The sequence below is a fragment of the Clostridium cylindrosporum DSM 605 genome, from assembly GCF_001047375.1.
Classification (GTDB): Bacteria; Bacillota; Clostridia; order Clostridiales; family Caloramatoraceae; genus Clostridium_AB; species Clostridium_AB cylindrosporum.
On the sequence record NZ_LFVU01000002.1, the window covers coordinates 1 to 16,699 of the forward strand.

General features: G+C 32.7%; 17 protein-coding genes and 2 tRNA genes. 3 read left to right on the top strand and 16 right to left on the bottom strand.

Features of this window, described 5'->3' with window-relative positions; all coding sequences use genetic code 11:
• Window positions 1-365: 365 nt before the first annotated feature.
• From CLCY_RS00645 to CLCY_RS00655, 3 genes are all read right to left on the bottom strand, one after another.
• The gene (locus tag CLCY_RS00645; RefSeq protein ID WP_048569339.1) at window positions 366-1,517 is read right to left on the bottom strand and encodes a DEAD/DEAH box helicase; all 1,152 of its coding nucleotides are present in this window, start codon (window positions 1,515-1,517) and stop codon (window positions 366-368) included.
• Window positions 1,518-1,652: 135 nt separating this feature from the next.
• Window positions 1,653-1,727: transfer RNA gene (locus CLCY_RS00650), tRNA-Glu, on the bottom strand.
• Window positions 1,728-1,731: 4 nt separating this feature from the next.
• A tRNA-Leu gene (locus tag CLCY_RS00655) sits at window positions 1,732-1,815 on the bottom strand.
• A 124-nt stretch (window positions 1,816-1,939) separates the two neighbouring features.
• On the opposite strand from CLCY_RS00655, the gene CLCY_RS00660 reads away from it, so the two are divergent.
• Window positions 1,940-3,169 carry a C40 family peptidase gene (locus tag CLCY_RS00660; RefSeq protein ID WP_048569211.1) on the top strand — a complete coding sequence of 410 codons (1,230 nt, stop codon included), beginning with the start codon at window positions 1,940-1,942 and terminating at the stop codon, window positions 3,167-3,169.
• Window positions 3,170-3,405: 236 nt separating this feature from the next.
• Here the strand turns inward: CLCY_RS00660 and CLCY_RS00665 are convergent, their stop codons facing one another.
• Genes CLCY_RS00665 through CLCY_RS00675 form a run of 3 tightly spaced genes read right to left on the bottom strand, consistent with a single transcriptional unit; the run spans window position 3,406 to window position 5,692 of the window.
• Complete coding sequence (locus CLCY_RS00665) at window positions 3,406-4,128, bottom strand: amino acid ABC transporter ATP-binding protein (protein WP_048569212.1); 723 nt, start codon at window positions 4,126-4,128, stop codon at window positions 3,406-3,408.
• Complete coding sequence (locus CLCY_RS00670) at window positions 4,128-4,808, bottom strand: amino acid ABC transporter permease (protein WP_048569213.1); 681 nt, start codon at window positions 4,806-4,808, stop codon at window positions 4,128-4,130. Before CLCY_RS00670 ends, CLCY_RS00665 begins: the two co-directional genes overlap by 1 nt.
• A 50-nt stretch (window positions 4,809-4,858) precedes the next feature.
• Complete coding sequence (locus CLCY_RS00675; protein ID WP_048569214.1) at window positions 4,859-5,692, bottom strand: transporter substrate-binding domain-containing protein; 834 nt, start codon at window positions 5,690-5,692, stop codon at window positions 4,859-4,861.
• Between the two features lie 304 nt (window positions 5,693-5,996).
• Between CLCY_RS00675 and CLCY_RS00680 the strand changes: the two genes are divergently transcribed.
• The gene (locus CLCY_RS00680; protein WP_048569215.1) at window positions 5,997-6,518 is read left to right on the top strand and encodes a peptidylprolyl isomerase; all 522 of its coding nucleotides are present in this window, start codon (window positions 5,997-5,999) and stop codon (window positions 6,516-6,518) included.
• 18 nt (window positions 6,519-6,536) lie between these two features.
• Here the strand turns inward: CLCY_RS00680 and CLCY_RS00685 are convergent, their stop codons facing one another.
• On the bottom strand, window positions 6,537-7,001 hold the full coding sequence (locus CLCY_RS00685) for a CinA family protein (protein WP_048569216.1): 465 nt from the start codon (window positions 6,999-7,001) through the stop codon (window positions 6,537-6,539).
• Between the two features lie 161 nt (window positions 7,002-7,162).
• Between CLCY_RS00685 and CLCY_RS00690 the strand changes: the two genes are divergently transcribed.
• A complete protein-coding gene (locus tag CLCY_RS00690) occupies window positions 7,163-7,906 on the top strand; it encodes a polysaccharide deacetylase family protein (RefSeq protein WP_082141645.1) in 744 nt (247 codons plus the stop codon).
• Between the two features lie 54 nt (window positions 7,907-7,960).
• On the opposite strand, the gene CLCY_RS00695 is transcribed toward CLCY_RS00690, so the two are convergent.
• The 9 genes from CLCY_RS00695 to fabK all read right to left on the bottom strand — a co-directional run bounded on the left by CLCY_RS00695 (window position 7,961) and on the right by fabK (window position 16,670).
• Window positions 7,961-8,455 carry a GNAT family N-acetyltransferase gene (locus CLCY_RS00695; protein ID WP_161797083.1) on the bottom strand — a complete coding sequence of 165 codons (495 nt, stop codon included), beginning with the start codon at window positions 8,453-8,455 and terminating at the stop codon, window positions 7,961-7,963.
• A gap of 215 nt (window positions 8,456-8,670) precedes the next feature.
• Window positions 8,671-10,440: an acetyl-CoA carboxylase carboxyl transferase subunit gene (locus CLCY_RS00700; RefSeq protein WP_048569218.1), complete on the bottom strand. Its 1,770-nt coding sequence runs from the start codon at window positions 10,438-10,440 to the stop codon at window positions 8,671-8,673.
• Between the two features lie 27 nt (window positions 10,441-10,467).
• The gene (locus CLCY_RS00705; protein WP_048569219.1) at window positions 10,468-11,802 is read right to left on the bottom strand and encodes an acetyl-CoA carboxylase biotin carboxylase subunit; all 1,335 of its coding nucleotides are present in this window, start codon (window positions 11,800-11,802) and stop codon (window positions 10,468-10,470) included.
• Between the two features lie 93 nt (window positions 11,803-11,895).
• Window positions 11,896-12,321: a 3-hydroxyacyl-ACP dehydratase FabZ gene (fabZ, locus tag CLCY_RS00710; RefSeq protein WP_048569220.1), complete on the bottom strand. Its 426-nt coding sequence runs from the start codon at window positions 12,319-12,321 to the stop codon at window positions 11,896-11,898.
• Between the two features lie 2 nt (window positions 12,322-12,323).
• Window positions 12,324-12,791 (bottom strand): acetyl-CoA carboxylase biotin carboxyl carrier protein, encoded by a 468-nt coding sequence (gene accB / locus CLCY_RS00715; protein WP_048569221.1) that lies wholly within the window; start codon window positions 12,789-12,791, stop codon window positions 12,324-12,326.
• Window positions 12,791-14,029 carry a beta-ketoacyl-ACP synthase II gene (gene fabF / locus CLCY_RS00720; protein ID WP_048569222.1) on the bottom strand — a complete coding sequence of 413 codons (1,239 nt, stop codon included), beginning with the start codon at window positions 14,027-14,029 and terminating at the stop codon, window positions 12,791-12,793. Before fabF ends, accB begins: the two co-directional genes overlap by 1 nt.
• Window positions 14,030-14,041: 12 nt before the next feature.
• Window positions 14,042-14,785 carry a 3-oxoacyl-[acyl-carrier-protein] reductase gene (gene fabG, locus CLCY_RS00725; protein ID WP_048569341.1) on the bottom strand — a complete coding sequence of 248 codons (744 nt, stop codon included), beginning with the start codon at window positions 14,783-14,785 and terminating at the stop codon, window positions 14,042-14,044.
• 15 nt (window positions 14,786-14,800) lie between these two features.
• The gene (gene fabD, locus CLCY_RS00730) at window positions 14,801-15,733 is read right to left on the bottom strand and encodes an ACP S-malonyltransferase (protein ID WP_048569223.1); all 933 of its coding nucleotides are present in this window, start codon (window positions 15,731-15,733) and stop codon (window positions 14,801-14,803) included.
• Window positions 15,726-16,670 carry an enoyl-[acyl-carrier-protein] reductase FabK gene (fabK, locus tag CLCY_RS00735; RefSeq protein WP_048569224.1) on the bottom strand — a complete coding sequence of 315 codons (945 nt, stop codon included), beginning with the start codon at window positions 16,668-16,670 and terminating at the stop codon, window positions 15,726-15,728. Before fabK ends, fabD begins: the two co-directional genes overlap by 8 nt.
• Window positions 16,671-16,699 lie beyond the last annotated feature (29 nt).

Here is a 16,699-nt window from a genome sequence, read left to right on the forward strand (position 1 = left end):
ACACACAAAATTATTGTACGCTCGCTATAGTTACTGTTTAGTTTTCAATGACCAAGTGCTTTATTATTATAAAATATAATTTTTATTATGTCAACCATATTTTATAATTTATTTTACTAAGCTTGTTTCAACTAACTTCGTCGCTGATTACCTCGGCGACAAAATATATTTTATCATCATATAAAAACACAAGAAGGATATACTCTCTTATTTAAAGGAATTATATTAATATTTCTAGATATTACTTTAAATTTCTATGTTTTTTTATGGTAGATATGCTAGGATGTGTTGTTATGAAAATTATCATAAAATAAAAAATCCTAAGAAGTTACCTACTAATATTATGGTACTTCCTAGGATTTATTTTAGCTAATTACTATTTCACCTTTATCATCTTTCATATTGTTTACTCTTGCATACAGTTTCTTCACCTTAGTGTTAACACTTTTTTCTATTAAATCCATGTGCTTTTGCTCTTTAGGTTCAACTAAAGTAATTGCAATTCCATCTTGGCCTGCTCTTCCTGTTCTGCCAATTCTATGTACATAAAGATCTACTTCTCTAGGTATATCATAGTTAATAATATGAGTCACACCTTCAACATCAAGACCTCTACATGCTATATCACTAGCAACAAGTACTTGTATCTTTAAATCTTTTAAATCCTTCATAACTTTTCTTCTTTTTTGAGGAGTTAAATCCCCATGAAGTTCATCGCAAAGATATCCTTTATTAAATAGATAATTAAATACCTCTTTAACCTTATCCTTACTTTTACAAAATACAATTGACATAAAAGGCTTCTCTTTATTAATAACAGCTTCAAGAACCTCTTCTTTTTTAAGTTCACCTATGGAAACTGATATCTGAGATATATTTTCAACAACTAAACCTTTCTTTTTAATTCTAATTGTAGAAGGACTTTTCATATGCTTTAGTGTAATAGTTCTAATACCTTTAGGAACCGTTGCAGAAAATAACATTGTTCTTCTATTTGGATTTACTTTCTTTATTACTTCATTAAGCTCTTCAATAAACCCCATATTAAGCATTTGGTCCGCTTCATCAATAACTAGGAATCTTACTCTAGATAAATCTAATGTCTTTCTTTGAACATGATAAAGTATTCTACCAGGTGTACCAACTACTATATGACTTTCACTTTTAAGCTTTCTTATTTGTCTTTCAACATCTTGGCCTCCAAATATAGAAAGGACCTTATAATCATCATTTGAAAGCTTTTCTACTTCTTGAGTTATCTGAGCCGCGAGTTCCCTTGTTGGTGTTATTATTAAGGATTGGATTTCATCCTTATTTATATTAATAGATTGTAGTATTGGAAGTAAAAACGCTAATGTTTTACCTGTACCAGTTTGGGACTCAACTACTATGTCCTTTTTATCAAATCCTAGCGGTATTACTTTTTCTTGTACTTCAGTTGGTGTTACTATTCCTGTTTTCTTTAGTCTTTCACACAGAATCTTGTTAACTCCAAGGTCTGAGAAGTTTTTACTCATTTTACATCTCCCTTTTCCTATTCAATTTAAGGATTAATCTCCTTATATTATCTCCTCTTTATGTATATATAATTACTTAGAATATAAAAAAATAAGCAGGCGTAAACCTGCTAAATGAATTATATTATCTAATTCTGGTGACCCCTAGGGGAATCGAACCCCTGTTACCACCGTGAAAGGGTGGTGTCTTAACCGCTTGACCAAGGGGCCAAAATGGTGCGGATGGAGGGACTTGAACCCCCACGTACTTGACACTAGATCCTAAGTCTAGCGCGTCTGCCAATTCCGCCACATCCGCTTAACATATGTCATTATATTTCTTTCTATTTAATTTGTCAACTTAATTTTACAAAAAAATATATTTCCTTATTTTAGTCTTTGAATTGACCTTAATTAATGTTATAATTTTCTGTAGAAGGAGGGTGATAAAACTGAGACTTACGAAAAAGTTAATAGTTGCTACGACCTCTTTACTTCTTATGACAATGGGGACAGCCTTTGCTGCTCCATTAAGTCAAACAAAAAGCCAGCTAAACAAAAGTAAACAACTTTATAACGAAGCCGTTAGAAAAGTTGAATCTTTGGAAATTCAAGTTGAAAAACTTGACTCTCAAATTGAAAATGCTATGGCAAAACTTAATGATACTAATAAAAAAATTAGTGCTTCAAAGTCCGCTATAACTAAAACTGAGGGAGAAATTAAGGTTATCTCAAGAAACATAAACGAAGAGCAAAAGCTGTTCGGAGAGCGTATGGAAGCTCTATACATAAATGGTGTAACAAGCTACGTTGATGTAGTACTTGAAGCTACAAGCTTTAGTGACTTTATTTCAAGAGTAGATACTGTTAAAACACTAATAGAATTTGATAACCAAATTATAAAAGGATTAAATACACAAAAAACTATGCTGGCAAATAAGAAAAAAGGACTTGAAAAGGAACAAGCTAGTCTTGTTGCTCTTCAAACTGAAAGTAAAAAAGAGGTAGCAGCGCTAAGTAACAAGAAAAAAGAACAGAATACTGTTATTGCTGATTTAAGGACGAAAACACAAACATATGCTGCAGATATAAAGGCATATCAAGCTGCAGTAACACAAGCTCTTTTAGTAGAGTCTAACTCAGGCACATCTAACACTTCTAATTCAATCACATCTAATAATTCGTCAAAGCCTAGTACTTCTAATAATTCTAGTAGTTCTAGCACATCTAACACTTCTGACAATAAGCCAAGTAAACCAAGCACAAGCAAAGGTAATGGCGGTGGAACTGTTGATGTTCCAAGCAGAGGTGATGGCGACGCATCAGCACAGGAAGTAATAAACTATGCAAGAAGATTCCTTGGAACACCATATGTATGGGGTGGAACAACTCCATCTGGATTTGACTGTTCAGGATTCACTTCATATGTTTTCAGAAATGCAGCCGGTATAAGTTTACCACGTGTATCTGGTGCCCAAGCTGGAACTGGTACATACATTGGCTCAAAGGGAAGTCTTCAACCAGGTGACCTAGTATTCTTTGGTAGTCCTACACATCACGTTGGGATATACACAGGAAATGGTAATTACATTCATGCACCAAGAACTGGTGATGTTGTAAAGGAAGTACCTATGAATCGTTCAGATTTTACACATGGAAGAAGATTACTTTAAAAAATGATGACTCAAAATAAATGACGTAAGTTCACGCTTACGTTATTTATTTTTTTGTTTAATCTTTCATATTATAGCCTTAAGAATTTATTTTATACATTTATATTATCAACATATAAAAATTAAATATTAACAAAGCAATTACAAATTAATTAAGTCTTTTATTATATATATATATATAATTAGATATAAAAAAAGCTATAAAATACAAAAGTGTATCTTATAGCTTTTTTTATTTATATAACCTTTGATAAAAATTCTCTTGTTCTAACTTCCTTTGGATTATTGAAAATTTCCTCTGGAGTACCCTCTTCAAGTATTTTTCCATCATCCATGAAAATTACTCTGTCTGCAACTTCTCTAGCAAATCCCATTTCATGGGTAACAACGATCATTGTCATACCTTCCTTTGCAAGCTCCTTCATAACCTCAAGAACTTCTCCAACCATTTCAGGATCAAGTGCAGATGTTGGTTCATCAAATAGCATAACTTCTGGTGACATAGCAAGTGCCCTTGCAATAGCTATTCTTTGTTTTTGTCCACCTGACAACTGTGAAGGGTAATAGTTTGCTCTATCTTTAAGCCCTACTCTTGATAAAAGGTTTAATGCAGTATTTTTAGCATCACTTTCTAAACTTTTCTTAACCATTTTAGGGGCAATTGTTAAATTCCCCATTACATCCATGTGCGGAAATAAATTAAAATGTTGAAATACCATACCCATTTTCTGTCTATATTTATCTAAATTCTTTATATCATTTTTTATAGATGTTCCATCAAAAATAACATCGCCTTCTGTTGGCTCTTCTAAAAAATTTAAGCATCTTAAAAAAGTGCTTTTCCCAGAACCCGATGGTCCAATAACAACTACAACTTCACCTTTTTTTATGTGAGCATCTACCCCTTTTAGTACGTGAAGATCTCCAAATTTCTTGTGTAAGTTTTCAACCTTAATCATTACTTTAATCTCCTTTCCAAAACACCAAGTGCCTTTGATAAAGTAAATGTTAATACAAAGTAAATAATTGCCGCTACAATTAATGGTGGGAATGGGCTGAATGTTGCTGATGTTATAGTTTGAGCATTATACATAATTTCTTGAATTCCTATAACTGAAACTATAGAGGATTCTTTAATAACAACTATAAATTCATTCCCAAGTGCAGGAAGTATATTTTTTATAGCCTGTGGAAGAATAATATATCTCATAGCTTGTACCTTATTCATTCCCAAGCTTCTAGCTGCTTCCATTTGACCATTGTCTATAGATTCTATTCCCGCTCTTATAATTTCCGCAACATAAGCAGCACTATTAAGAGAAATAGCTATAATACAAGCCATAAAACCTATAACATCTCCACCGAAAATTGTGTCTCCCCTTGAATTAACCCCTAAAGCTGGAAGTATAGCATAATAAAAGATAGACAACTGAATTAAAAGTGGAGTACCTCTTATAAATTCAATATAAGCTACTGAAATACTCTTTAATATTTTGCTTTTAGAAAGCTTCATTAATGCTAGTCCTGTTCCAATAATTGCACCTATTAAAACTGAAAATATCGCTAATAAAATAGTGTTCTTTGTACCTGATATATATAATGGATAGTACTCTGAAAGAAAACTAAAGTCTAAACTCAACTTAATCCCTCCTTAAAATGAAAATAGTGGATATATCCACTATTTTCCAATTACTTCTTTTCGTTTAAAGCATTCGCATCTTTAATAAACTTTTGCATTAAATTTTCTTTTTCAACTCTTGCAATAGTTTTATTAACAGAATCAACTAAATCCTTGTTACCTTTTTTAATTGCAACTGCAATACCTGAGTAGTTAACTCCTACTTCAAATGGAGCCATTGTAATATCTGTTCCAGTTTTCTTAATCCATTGTTCAGCAACTACTTTTTCAAGAACAAGGGCATCTATATTTTTGTTTTTAAGTTCTTGTATAAGATTTGGTATGTTAGCAACCGCTTTCGGCTTAGAAGCCTTAAATTCGTTTTTAACAATTTCTTCTTGTATTGATCCCTTTTGAGCTCCTACAGTAAGTCCCTTTAGGTCATTTACAGATTTAATCTTTCCTGCATTTTCTTTTCTAATTAATAAAGTTTGTGGTGAATCTTTATAGTATAGTTCTGAGAAGTCTACACTTTGTCTTCTCTTATCTGTAGGAGTCATACCCGCTACAACCATATCTATATTACCAGCATTTAACGCTTCAAGCAGACCATCAAAGTTCATGCTTTTTATTTCAAGCTTTACTCCTAAATCCTTAGCTATTTCCTGTGCAAGAGCTATATCTGCTCCAACAACTTCACTTTTTCCGCTTTTTACAGTTCTGAACTCAAAAGGAGGAAACTCTGGATTTGTTGCAAGAATTATTTTTTTACTTTGTTTTATCTTATCAACTATTCCTGATGGCTTTTGCCCTGCTTCCTTAGAATTTGAGCATGATACTAGTGAAAAAATCATTACTGTACTTAAAATTCCAACTGTTACCTTTTTTAATAAACCTTTTACCATATTTATCTCCTCACTTAATTCATTATCTCATTGCTATTATACATTCAATATTATATTTATTCAAGAAATAAAACATCATTTCTTTATAAAAATTTCAAATCCTTTATATAGACTTCCCTTGCTAAAACATCTTTATTATTTTAGTCATTTAATTAAGGTAATATATTATGGAAATTTTTTATAATAATTCTTTATAATGTATATAACTCACATTTTATAACTTATAACTTTAATCTGTATGTTTATCATAAATTTTGATATAATACTAATGAAAAATATATTTACATAGGAAAGGATGATACATATGTCACAAAATCCAATCGTAACAATAGAAATGGAAAATGGTAATGTAATTAAGGCTGAACTTTACCCTGAAGTTGCTCCTAATACTGTTAAGAACTTTATATCTCTTATTAATAAAGGATTCTATAATGGAGTTATATTCCATAGAGTTATTCCAGGGTTTATGATACAAGGTGGAGACCCTGATGGAACAGGTATGGGTGGACCAGGTTACTCAATTAAAGGTGAATTTAAATCAAATAACTTTAATAATGACCTAAAACACACAAGAGGTGTTCTTTCAATGGCAAGATCATTTGTTAGGGATTCAGGTGGATCACAGTTTTTCGTAATGACTTCAGACTCACCACATCTTGATGGAGACTACGCTTCATTTGGTAAAGTTATAGAAGGTATGGAAGCAGTTGATGCAATTGTAAACTCTAAGAGAGATAGAAGTGATAAGCCTCTTGAAGATCAAAAAATGAAGACAGTAACAGTAGATACTTTCGGCGTAGAATATGCTGAACCTGAAAAAATGTAGTTTTAACTAAGGCATAGATTAATCTATGCCTTTTATTTTGTCATAAAGTGCTTTTAAAGAAGCTTCTACTGCCTTATTTCTAATTTCTTGTCTTTCTCCAGAAAACTTCTTTTCTATAAAACTGCTATCTCCATCAATATAAAATCCTATATATACAAGCCCTAAAGGTTCTCCACTAGGACCTGCAACTCCCGTAGTTGATATACCTATGTTACTTCCAGAAGTTTTTGCTATACCCCTAGCCATTTCGATTGCAGTTTCAGAACTTACATCTGAAAACTCTTCTATCGTTTTAGATTTTACTCCAAGTCTTTTTATTTTAGATTCTATACTATAGCTAACTACACCCTCAAGTAACACCTTTGATATACCAGGAAAATTTACTAATTTACCACATAGTAATCCTCCTGTAAGTGATTCTGCTATAGATATAGTCTTGTTTTTATCACATAGTACTTTTCCGATGTCATTTTCAATACCCATATTTATCTATCCTCCCTAATACAAATTAAATATATTGTAATAAAAATACATCCTTCTTTTATTTATTCCTATTACTCCAAAAATTAATTTTTTTTCCCCTAATAATTAAGAGGTTATTGACAAATAATAATCTATATACCCAAGTAGGAGGTTATCAGATTATGAGATGTTTACTAAGCAAAAAAATTATAGCATCTTTATGTGTAAGTTTACTATTGTTAATATCCTTTATTTCAATTATCCCTAAAAATTCCTACGCTTATTCTCAAAATACTAATGAAAAGATAATATATTTAACATTTGATGACGGTCCTTCGAAGAAAGTTACCGAAGATGTGTTAGACATATTGCAAGCATATAAGGTTAAAGCAACCTTTTTTGTTGTTGGAGAACAATTCAAAGGAAATGAGAGCGTTTTAAAAAGGATTCATAATGAAGGACATTCACTAGGACTTCATAGCTATACACATAATTTTTCTAAACTTTACAATGGAAATATCGTGAATCAGGAGTTTTTTATAGGTGAAATGTTAGAATGCCAAAAAGAACTTAAAGAAATAACTGGTGTAGAATCAACTATTTTGCGTTTTCCAGGTGGAAGCCACAAAAGACTAAGTGATTCACTTTTAGATGAGTTAAATAAACATAATTTAAAAGTATATGATTGGACCCATAGCTCCGAGGATGCAGTTAATCTTAAATCCCCACCTTGCAAATTATTTAAAAACTCTCTAAAAAAGATTCCATCATGTAAGAAAGCTCCTGGAGCTATATTATTAATGCATTGTAATGGTAGCAATAAAAATTCCGTAAAAGCACTTCCCTTAATAATTGAACATTATCAAAAAGAAGGATATAAATTTCTAACAATAACCCCTAATACCCCTGTGTATCACTGTGAATAAATTAATAATAAAAGTAGAGTCTGAATTTAGTATACTAAAAACAGACTCTATTATTTATTGTATATTTTTTTCAAAACATACATATTCTCCTCTTCTTGCTGATAATACTCCAACCTTCTCATATCCTAACTTTTCGTAAAATCTAATTGCTTTTTTATTTTCTACCGCAGTATCAAGTCTTATTGCCTTGTAACCCTTAGAGGCTGCAAAAGTATTTGTAAAATCCATGATTTCCTTTGCAACTCCATTACCCTGATACTTTGGGGACACACATAATCTATGAATGATTAAACTTTTTTCTTTCTCATACTTCCAATCTAAATTTTCATAACCTTTATCATCATGTTCATTTAAAACTATAAATCCTTTAATTGTTTCATCTTCAACCTTTACAAATAACTCTTCTTTTTCCATATCATTTAGTATAATTTCTTCATTTGGATAATTTTCATTCCATTGATACAATCCTTCAGTATTCATGCTAATTATTGTGTCTTTTAGTACGTCCATAATTTTAGGTAAGTTATTTTTATTAGCCTTTGTTATCAATGTTTGTACCTCCATGTTTAATAATTTATTGCTATATATAAATTTTTCATAATGATATATTATATTATTTAAATTCTCCTGTCTAGATAATTAATTTTAATTTTACATTACAAATTTCATACACACTTGTAAAATTTTGAAACAGAAAGGAACACCTTATTTATATACTAAATAAGGTGTTCAAAATTTTTATAAATATAATCTTTAATCGAACACTATTCTTCGAATACTCCCATTGATTTAAACTTATTGTATCTATCACTTAGAAGTTTATTATCGTCTACTGCTAAATACATTAACATAGTAGAAATAAGCTTAGTTTTTACATTTTCAGCAATTACATCGAAATCTATGTGAATACCATCCATAGGCTCTTCGATTATTTTATCTATTATACCGAATTCTTTTAAATTAGATGCAGTGATTTTCATTTTTTCAGCAGCTTCCTCGGCACGAGAAGCATCTTTCCATAGAATACTTGCAAACCCTTCTGGAGATAAAACTGAATATACTGCATTTTCCATCATCCATACTTCATCAGCAAGTGCAAGTGCAAGTGCACCTCCGCTACCACCTTCACCTACAATTAGTGAAATAACAGGTGTTTTAAGACTACTAAGTACTAATAAGCTTTCTGCAATAGCCTCTCCTTGTCCTCTTTCTTCAGCCTCTATTCCACAGTATGCACCTGGAGTATCTACAAAGCATATTACAGGTCTTCTAAATTTTTCTGCTTGCTTCATAAGTCTCATTGCTTTTCTATATCCCTCAGGCTTTGCCATACCAAAGTTTCTTCTTATATTTTCTTCTATATTTTTACCCTTTTGATGTCCTATAATAGTTACTGGAATTCCTCCAAGGAATCCTATCCCACCAATTATTGCCTCATCATCAGAATAATATCTATCTCCATGTAGTTCTAAGAAACTACTACATAACTTATCCGCAAAATCTTTAGTTGTTGGCCTTTGAGGACTTCTAGCTATTTGAACTCTTTCGTATGCAGTTAGGTCTTGTTTCTTGTAGTTTTTCTTACTCTTATTCGGTGCAGCATATTTTATTACTTCATCATCATCCTTAGAATTATAGTTTTTAGAATGAATATTCAATATGTCTATTAAAACATTTCTTATATCACGTCTATGACAAACCATATCTAAAAATCCATGCTTTAAAAGGAACTCTGCACTTTGGAAACCTTCAGGTAGTTTTTGTCTAATAGTATCCTCGATTACTCTTCTACCTGCAAAACCAATTTGCGCTCCTTTTTCTGCTATAATAATATCTCCCTGCATAGCAAAACTTGCAGTTACCCCTCCAGTTGTAGGGTCTGTTAAAACAGCAGTGTATAAAAGACCTTTTTCACTATGTCTTGATACCGCAGCACTTACCTTAGCCATTTGCATTAGTGAGAATATTCCCTCTTGCATTCTAGCTCCGCCTGATACAGTAAAAATAATTACAGGAAGATTTTCATCAGTTGCTATTTCAAAAGCTCTTGAAAGTTTTTCTCCAACTACGCTTCCCATACTACCCATAATGAAGTTACCATCCATAATCCCAATTATACAAGGATTAGAACCTATCGTACAATAACCTGTGATTATAGCATCATTTACATTAAGTTTTTCCTTTAAACTACTAAGCTTGTTATCATACCCTTCAAACTCTAGAGGGTTTTTGCTTTTAAGACCTTCGTTTAATTCCTTAAAACTTCCTTCATCAATAGTTATTTCAAGTCTTTCCTTTGCACCTAATCTAAAATGATTTGAACAATTAGTACACACCATTTGATTTTGCTTTAAATCTTCATTATATATAATTTGATTACATGAATTACATTTTCTCCACATACCATTTGGTATAATTGGTTTTTGATTAACAGTTTCAGTTTCTTTTTCAAGTTCAGGGTTCTTTTCTTCTGCTTTTGTACCTACAGTACCTACAGTAATATATTTTGTCTTTTTAAATAATCCTTTAAACAAATGAATCACCAACCTTTTTAAGAAGGATTAAAGACTATTTATAAATCCGGTATGATATTTTCCATCTAAAAATTCTTTTTCATTAATAAGTCTATATTGGAAGTCAACATTATTCTCTACTCCTTGAATAACGAACTCTCCAAGAGCTCTTCTCATTCTTGAGATAGCTTCTTCTCTATCCTTACCGTATGTTATAAGTTTCCCTATCATTGAATCATAAAATGGAGATATTGTATATCCTTCATAAACTCCACTATCAACTCTTATTCCAGGGCCCCCAGGCATAAATAATTTTTCTATTTTTCCTGGAGATGGTCTAAAGTCATTTTGGGGATCTTCAGCATTAATTCTACATTCAATCGCATGACCTTTTATTTCAACATCTCTTTGCTTAAATTCAAGTGGAAGACCCGCTGCTATTTTAAGCTGCTCTTTTACAATGTCAACTCCAGTTATCATTTCAGTAATACCGTGTTCTACTTGAATTCTAGTGTTCATTTCAATAAAGTAAAAATTATCAAACTTATCTACTAAAAACTCAACAGTACCAGCATTTTTATATCCTACTGCCTTTGCCGCATTAACCGCAGCTTCTCCCATTTTCTTTCTAAGAATCTTTGATAAAGATGGAGATGGCGCTTCTTCAATAACCTTTTGATTTCTTCTTTGAATAGAACAATCTCTCTCCCCTAGATGAACAACATTACCAAATGAATCAGCTAATATTTGAATTTCTATATGTCTTGGTTCTACAACATATTTTTCAAGATATAATTCACCATTTCCGAATGCTGCTTGTGCTTCAGCCTTAGCATTATAAAATTCCTTCTCAAGCTCAATAGGATCCCATACTATTCTTATACCACGTCCACCACCACCATGGGCAGCTTTTATCATTACAGGGTAGCCAATTTCTTTAGCTACAGCTTTGCACTCATCAAAGCATGAAAGACTTCCTTCTGAACCTGGTACTACAGGTACATTATGCTTTTTCATTAAAGCAATAGCATTAGACTTATTCCCCATAGAATCTATGGCATCATAATCTGGACCTATAAACTTTATGTTACATTCTTCACAAATTCTTGCAAACTTACTGTTCTCAGATAAGAAACCGAACCCTGGATGAATAGCTTCTGCACCTGTTAGTATTGTAGCACTTAATATGTTATTTACATTAAGATAGCTTTTTCTAACATCCCCAGGGCCTATACATACTGCTTCATCTGCAAGCTCAACATGTAATGATTCTCTATCTGCCTCTGAGTACACAGCTACAGTTTCTATATTCATTTCTCTACAAGCTCTTATTATTCTAACAGCAATTTCGCCTCTATTAGCGATTAATATCTTTTTAAACACCTATATTCCTCCTTTGGGATATTTAAACCTCTTTCATTATCCCTGGATTTACGTAAACTTAGTGGGGGAATCCTCCCCCACTAATAGTTTCTCCTAGCCAATAGCAAATGAAAACTCAGCTTCACATGCTTTTTGACCTTCAACAGTTATAATTCCTTTTGCAACTCCAAAACTACTTCTAAGCTTTATAAGTTCAACATTTATTTCTAATACATCTCCTGGAACAACTTTTCTTCTAAACTTTGCTTCCTTAACTCCAGTAAAGAATCCAAGCTTTCCTTTAAACTCTTCCTTAGATAAAAGTACTACAAGGCCTGCTTGTGCCATAGCTTCAACCATAAGAACTCCAGGCATTACTGGTTCACCTGGAAAATGCCCATTAAAATAGTCTTCATTTATAGTAACATTCTTAATAGCCTTTACACTAACCCCTGGTGTAATATCAACAACCTTATCTATCAATAGCATAGGATATTTATGAGGTAGGATATTAAGAATTTCTTTTATTCCCATTTCCATTTTTAGCTCTCCTTAACAAGAAATATCTCTTGTCCATATTCTATAAGGTCACCGTCATTTACTAAAACCTTAACTATTTCACCACTAAATTCACTTTTAACTTCGTTCATAAGCTTCATTGCTTCAATTATACAAACAACTTGACCATTTTTCACGCTACTTCCCTCAGTAACATAAGCGTCCTTATCTGGTGCTGGTTTACCATAAAATGTACCAACAATTGGTGACTTTATAGCTTTAATATTTTCATCTCTTTTTTCTACTTTAACTTCTTTAGTTTCAGTAGCAATACTTGTACATACTTCAGCTTGTTCCTTTACAGTTACATCTGAAGAATTTACATATACAACTTTTTCTTTAGCTTCCTTAGCCATATTTATCTGAATACCTTCATATGCGATTTGAAGACTTGTTAAACTACTTTCGTCTAATGCCTTAATAAGCTTTTCTATTTCTCTGTAATCTATCATTAGTTCTCCCACCTTTTAAAAAGTAATACTGAATTATGACCACCAAAACCTAAAGAGTTAGACATTGCATATTTTATATTCTTTTCTCTTCCTGTTTGTGGAACATAGTCAAGGTCACAATCTTCATCAGGAACTATAAGTCCCACTGTTGGAGGTATGAATCCCTCTCTAAGTGCATTAATACAAGCAATTGATTCAACTGCCCCTGCAGCCCCAAGTAAGTGACCAGTCATTGATTTTGTTGAACTTACTAAAAGATTCTTAGCATGTTCACCGAAAACTGTCTTTATAGCTATAGTTTCAAACTTATCATTTAGTTCAGTACTTGTTCCATGTGCGTTAACATAATCAACGTCTTCTTTGTTTATATTTGCTTCATCTATTGCAAGTGCTATCGCCCTAGCGCCACCTTCACCATCTGGTGATGGAGCAGTTATATGGTGAGCATCACATGTTATTCCATATCCAACTACCTCAGCATAGATTTTAGCTCCTCTTTTCTTTGCATGTTCATATTCTTCAAGAAGTAACATCCCTGCACCTTCACCCATAACAAAGCCATTTCTTTCCTTGTCAAATGGTATAGATGCTCTTTTTGGATCTTCACTTTTACTTAGTGCAGTTAATGCAGTAAAACCTGAAATTCCAAGTGGTGTAATAGATGCCTCAGCACCACCAGCTAGCATTAAATCCACATAACCATTTTTTATGTTTCTAAATGCTTCCCCTATACAATCTGTTCCTGTTGCACATGCAGTTATAGTACAAGTACAAGGACCCTTAGCATTAAATCTAATAGCTATATTCCCTGCTGCCATATTAGCAATCATTATAGGAATTGTAAGAGGAGACACCTTTCCAAGACCTCTTTTAGTCATTGAAGTATGTTCTTTTTCCATAGTTTCAAGTCCACCAATTCCTGAACCTACTGAAACTCCAAATCTATAATTATCTATTTCATCAAGGTTAATCCCTGAATCTTTTACTGCTTCATCTGCAGCACAAACTGCAAATTGAGTATATCTTCCCATTCTTTTTGCTTCTTTTTTATCTATACAACCATCAGCTGAAAAGTCCTTAACTTCCGCTGCAAGTTTTACCTTTGAATCTTCTGTATCAAAAGCCTTAATAAAATCTACACCACATACTCCGTTTTTTGCAGATTTCCAGAATTCCTCTACATTATTCCCTATTGGAGTTATGGCTCCCATTCCAGTTACTACAACTCTACGTTTCATCTGTTTTCCTCCTTACATTACCATTCCACCATCACAGTTAATAACCTGACCTGTGATGTAATTTGAAGAAGGTGTGCTTAAAAATGCTACAATTTCAGCTACATCCTCTGGCTTACCAAATTTCTTCATTGGAATTGCACTTTCCATCTTTTCTATTACAGCTTCACTTAACACCTTAGTCATATCAGTTTCTATAAATCCAGGTGCAACTGCATTGATGCAAATTTCCTTACCTCCAAGTTCCTTTGCCATAGATTTTGTCATACCAATTAATCCTGCTTTAGCAGCAGCATAATTAGCTTGACCTACATTACCTATTAATCCAACAACTGAAGATATATTAACTATTTTTCCCTTAATCTTTTTCTTAAGCATTAAAGAAGCAACATGTTTACTACAGTTAAATGCTCCCTTTAGATTAACATCTAAAACAGCTGAAAAATCCTCATCATTCATTCTAAGAATAAGTTTGTCCCTTGTTATTCCAGCATTATTCACAAGAATATCAACTGCACCAAACTCTTCTGCTATATTCTTAACCATATCCTCACAGCTTTTATAGTCAGCAACATTACATTGTAGTGCAAGCCCTTTTACTCCAAAGCTTTCTACTTCTTTAATAACATTATCAGCTGACTCTTGATTTTTCTCATAATTTATAACAATATTTGCACCAAGTGACGCAAGTTTCAGTGCAATTGCCTTACCGATTCCTCTACTTCCTCCAGTAACTAATGCTACTTTATCCTTTAAAATCACTTAAACCACTCCTTAACCTTCAAAATGCTCTAATACATTTTTTAGAGTATCTTCATTTTCAATGTTTAATATCTTAGCTTTTCTGTTCACTCTTTTTATAAAACCACTTAGCGCTTTACCAGGCCCTAATTCTATAAATGTATCTACTTCCATTTCTATCATTTTTCTTATATTATCTTCAAAATGAACTGTACTACACATTTGTCCCGTTAAAGTACTTACAATATCAGCCTCTTCTAGTATACCACCTGTATAATTTGTAAGTACAGGAATACTTAACTTATTAAAGTTAACTTTTTCAAGTTCCTTTTTAAGATTTAAACTAGCTTCCTTTAAAAGTGATGAATGGAATGGCCCACTTACCTCTAGTCTTACCACTTTCATAGCCTTTCTCTCTTTAAAAAGCTCTTCTGCTTTTTCAATTCCTGAAACTTCTCCCGTTACTACAATTTGTCCAGGACAGTTTAAATTTGCAATTTCTACTAGTCCAAATTCCTTTACTTCATCAATACACTCTTTAATTACTTCTTTATCAAGGCCTATTACAGCTGTCATAGCACCCTTGCCTTCTGGATAGGCATTCGCCATTATTTCTCCTCTAATCTTTAATAGCTTTAAGCCATCTTCAAAACTCAAACCTTCAGCATAATAAAGAGCTGAATACTCTCCAAGACTTAGTCCACATGTAACATCTGCCTTTATTCCTTTATTCTTCAATATATTTGCTATTCCTGCACTTAATGTAAATATTGCTGGTTGAGTTACATCAGTTCTATTTAAAACTTCCTTAGGTCCATTGAAACAAACATCCTTTAAAGAATATCCTAGGATACTTTCAGCATTGTCAAAAGCCTCTTTAACTTCTATGTAATTATTATATAGTTCTTGTCCCATACCAACGTATTGTGCACCTTGGCCTGAGAAAAGAAAACCTATTTTACTCATTAAATACACCTGTTCCCTTCTTAAGTAATACTTCAGCCTCATTAAACATTTCTTCAATTATTTCCTTGCAGCTTTGCTTTTTACTTATAAGTCCTGATATTTGTCCTGCCATAACTGAACCATATTCTACATCACCATCAAATATAGCTTTTTTATATGCTCCTGTTCCTATAGCATCATACTCTTCAGCACTAGCTTTTTCCTTCTCAAGCTGTAAAAATTTTCTTGATAGTTTATTTCTAATTACTCTAACTGGATGTCCTGTATCTCTTCCTGTAACATCAGTATCTATATCCTTTGCAGATATTACTTTGTCCTTATAATTTTCATGAACAGTGCATTCATTAGAAACAAGAAATCTAGTTCCTACTTGCACTCCTTGTGCCCCAAGCATAAAGGATGATGCTATTCCTCTTCCGTCACCAATGCCCCCTGCAGCAATTACAGGTATATTAACAGCATCTGCTACCTGTGGCACTAAAGCCATTGTAGTTAATTGTCCAATATGCCCACCTGCTTCACAACCTTCAGCAATAATTGCATCTACTCCAGCTCTTTCAAGTCTTTTAGCAAGAGCCACTGATGGAACAACAGCTAAAACCTTTATTCCATGACTTTTCCACATCTCCATATACTTACCTGGTGTTCCTGCACCAGTTGTAACTACCTTAACTCCTTCTTCACAAACAAGCTCTGCTATCTTATCTACTTCTGGATGCATAAGCATTATATTTACTCCGAAAGGATTATTTGTCGATGCCTTTGTTTTTCTTATTTCATCTCTTATCCAGTCTAGAGAAGCATATCCTGTAATTAGTCCCAGACCTCCTGCATTTGAAACTGCTGATGCAAGTGATGAATCTGCTATCCAGGCCATTCCACCTTGTATAATAGGATACTTTATTCCTAGCATCTGGGTAAACTTATTTTCAAACATTTATACTCCTCCTAAAATTCTAACTTTTA

What these genes read in the sequence shown, in the direction of transcription:
- CLCY_RS00645 (WP_048569339.1), bottom strand. Translation starts at nt 1,517, where the DNA reads ATGAGTAAAAACTTCTCAGACCTTGGAGTTAACAAGATTCTGTGTGAA.
- accB (WP_048569221.1), bottom strand. Translation starts at nt 12,791, where the DNA reads ATGATAGATTACAGAGAAATAGAAAAGCTTATTAAGGCATTAGACGAA.
- CLCY_RS00665 (WP_048569212.1), bottom strand. Translation starts at nt 4,128, where the DNA reads ATGATTAAGGTTGAAAACTTACACAAGAAATTTGGAGATCTTCACGTA.
- fabF (WP_048569222.1), bottom strand. Translation starts at nt 14,029, where the DNA reads ATGAAACGTAGAGTTGTAGTAACTGGAATGGGAGCCATAACTCCAATA.
- CLCY_RS00690 (WP_082141645.1), top strand. Translation starts at nt 7,163, where the DNA reads ATGAGATGTTTACTAAGCAAAAAAATTATAGCATCTTTATGTGTAAGT.
- fabZ (WP_048569220.1), bottom strand. Translation starts at nt 12,321, where the DNA reads ATGGAAATGGGAATAAAAGAAATTCTTAATATCCTACCTCATAAATAT.
- CLCY_RS00675 (WP_048569214.1), bottom strand. Translation starts at nt 5,692, where the DNA reads ATGGTAAAAGGTTTATTAAAAAAGGTAACAGTTGGAATTTTAAGTACA.
- fabK (WP_048569224.1), bottom strand. Translation starts at nt 16,670, where the DNA reads ATGTTTGAAAATAAGTTTACCCAGATGCTAGGAATAAAGTATCCTATT.
- CLCY_RS00685 (WP_048569216.1), bottom strand. Translation starts at nt 7,001, where the DNA reads ATGGGTATTGAAAATGACATCGGAAAAGTACTATGTGATAAAAACAAG.
- CLCY_RS00680 (WP_048569215.1), top strand. Translation starts at nt 5,997, where the DNA reads ATGTCACAAAATCCAATCGTAACAATAGAAATGGAAAATGGTAATGTA.
- fabD (WP_048569223.1), bottom strand. Translation starts at nt 15,733, where the DNA reads ATGAGTAAAATAGGTTTTCTTTTCTCAGGCCAAGGTGCACAATACGTT.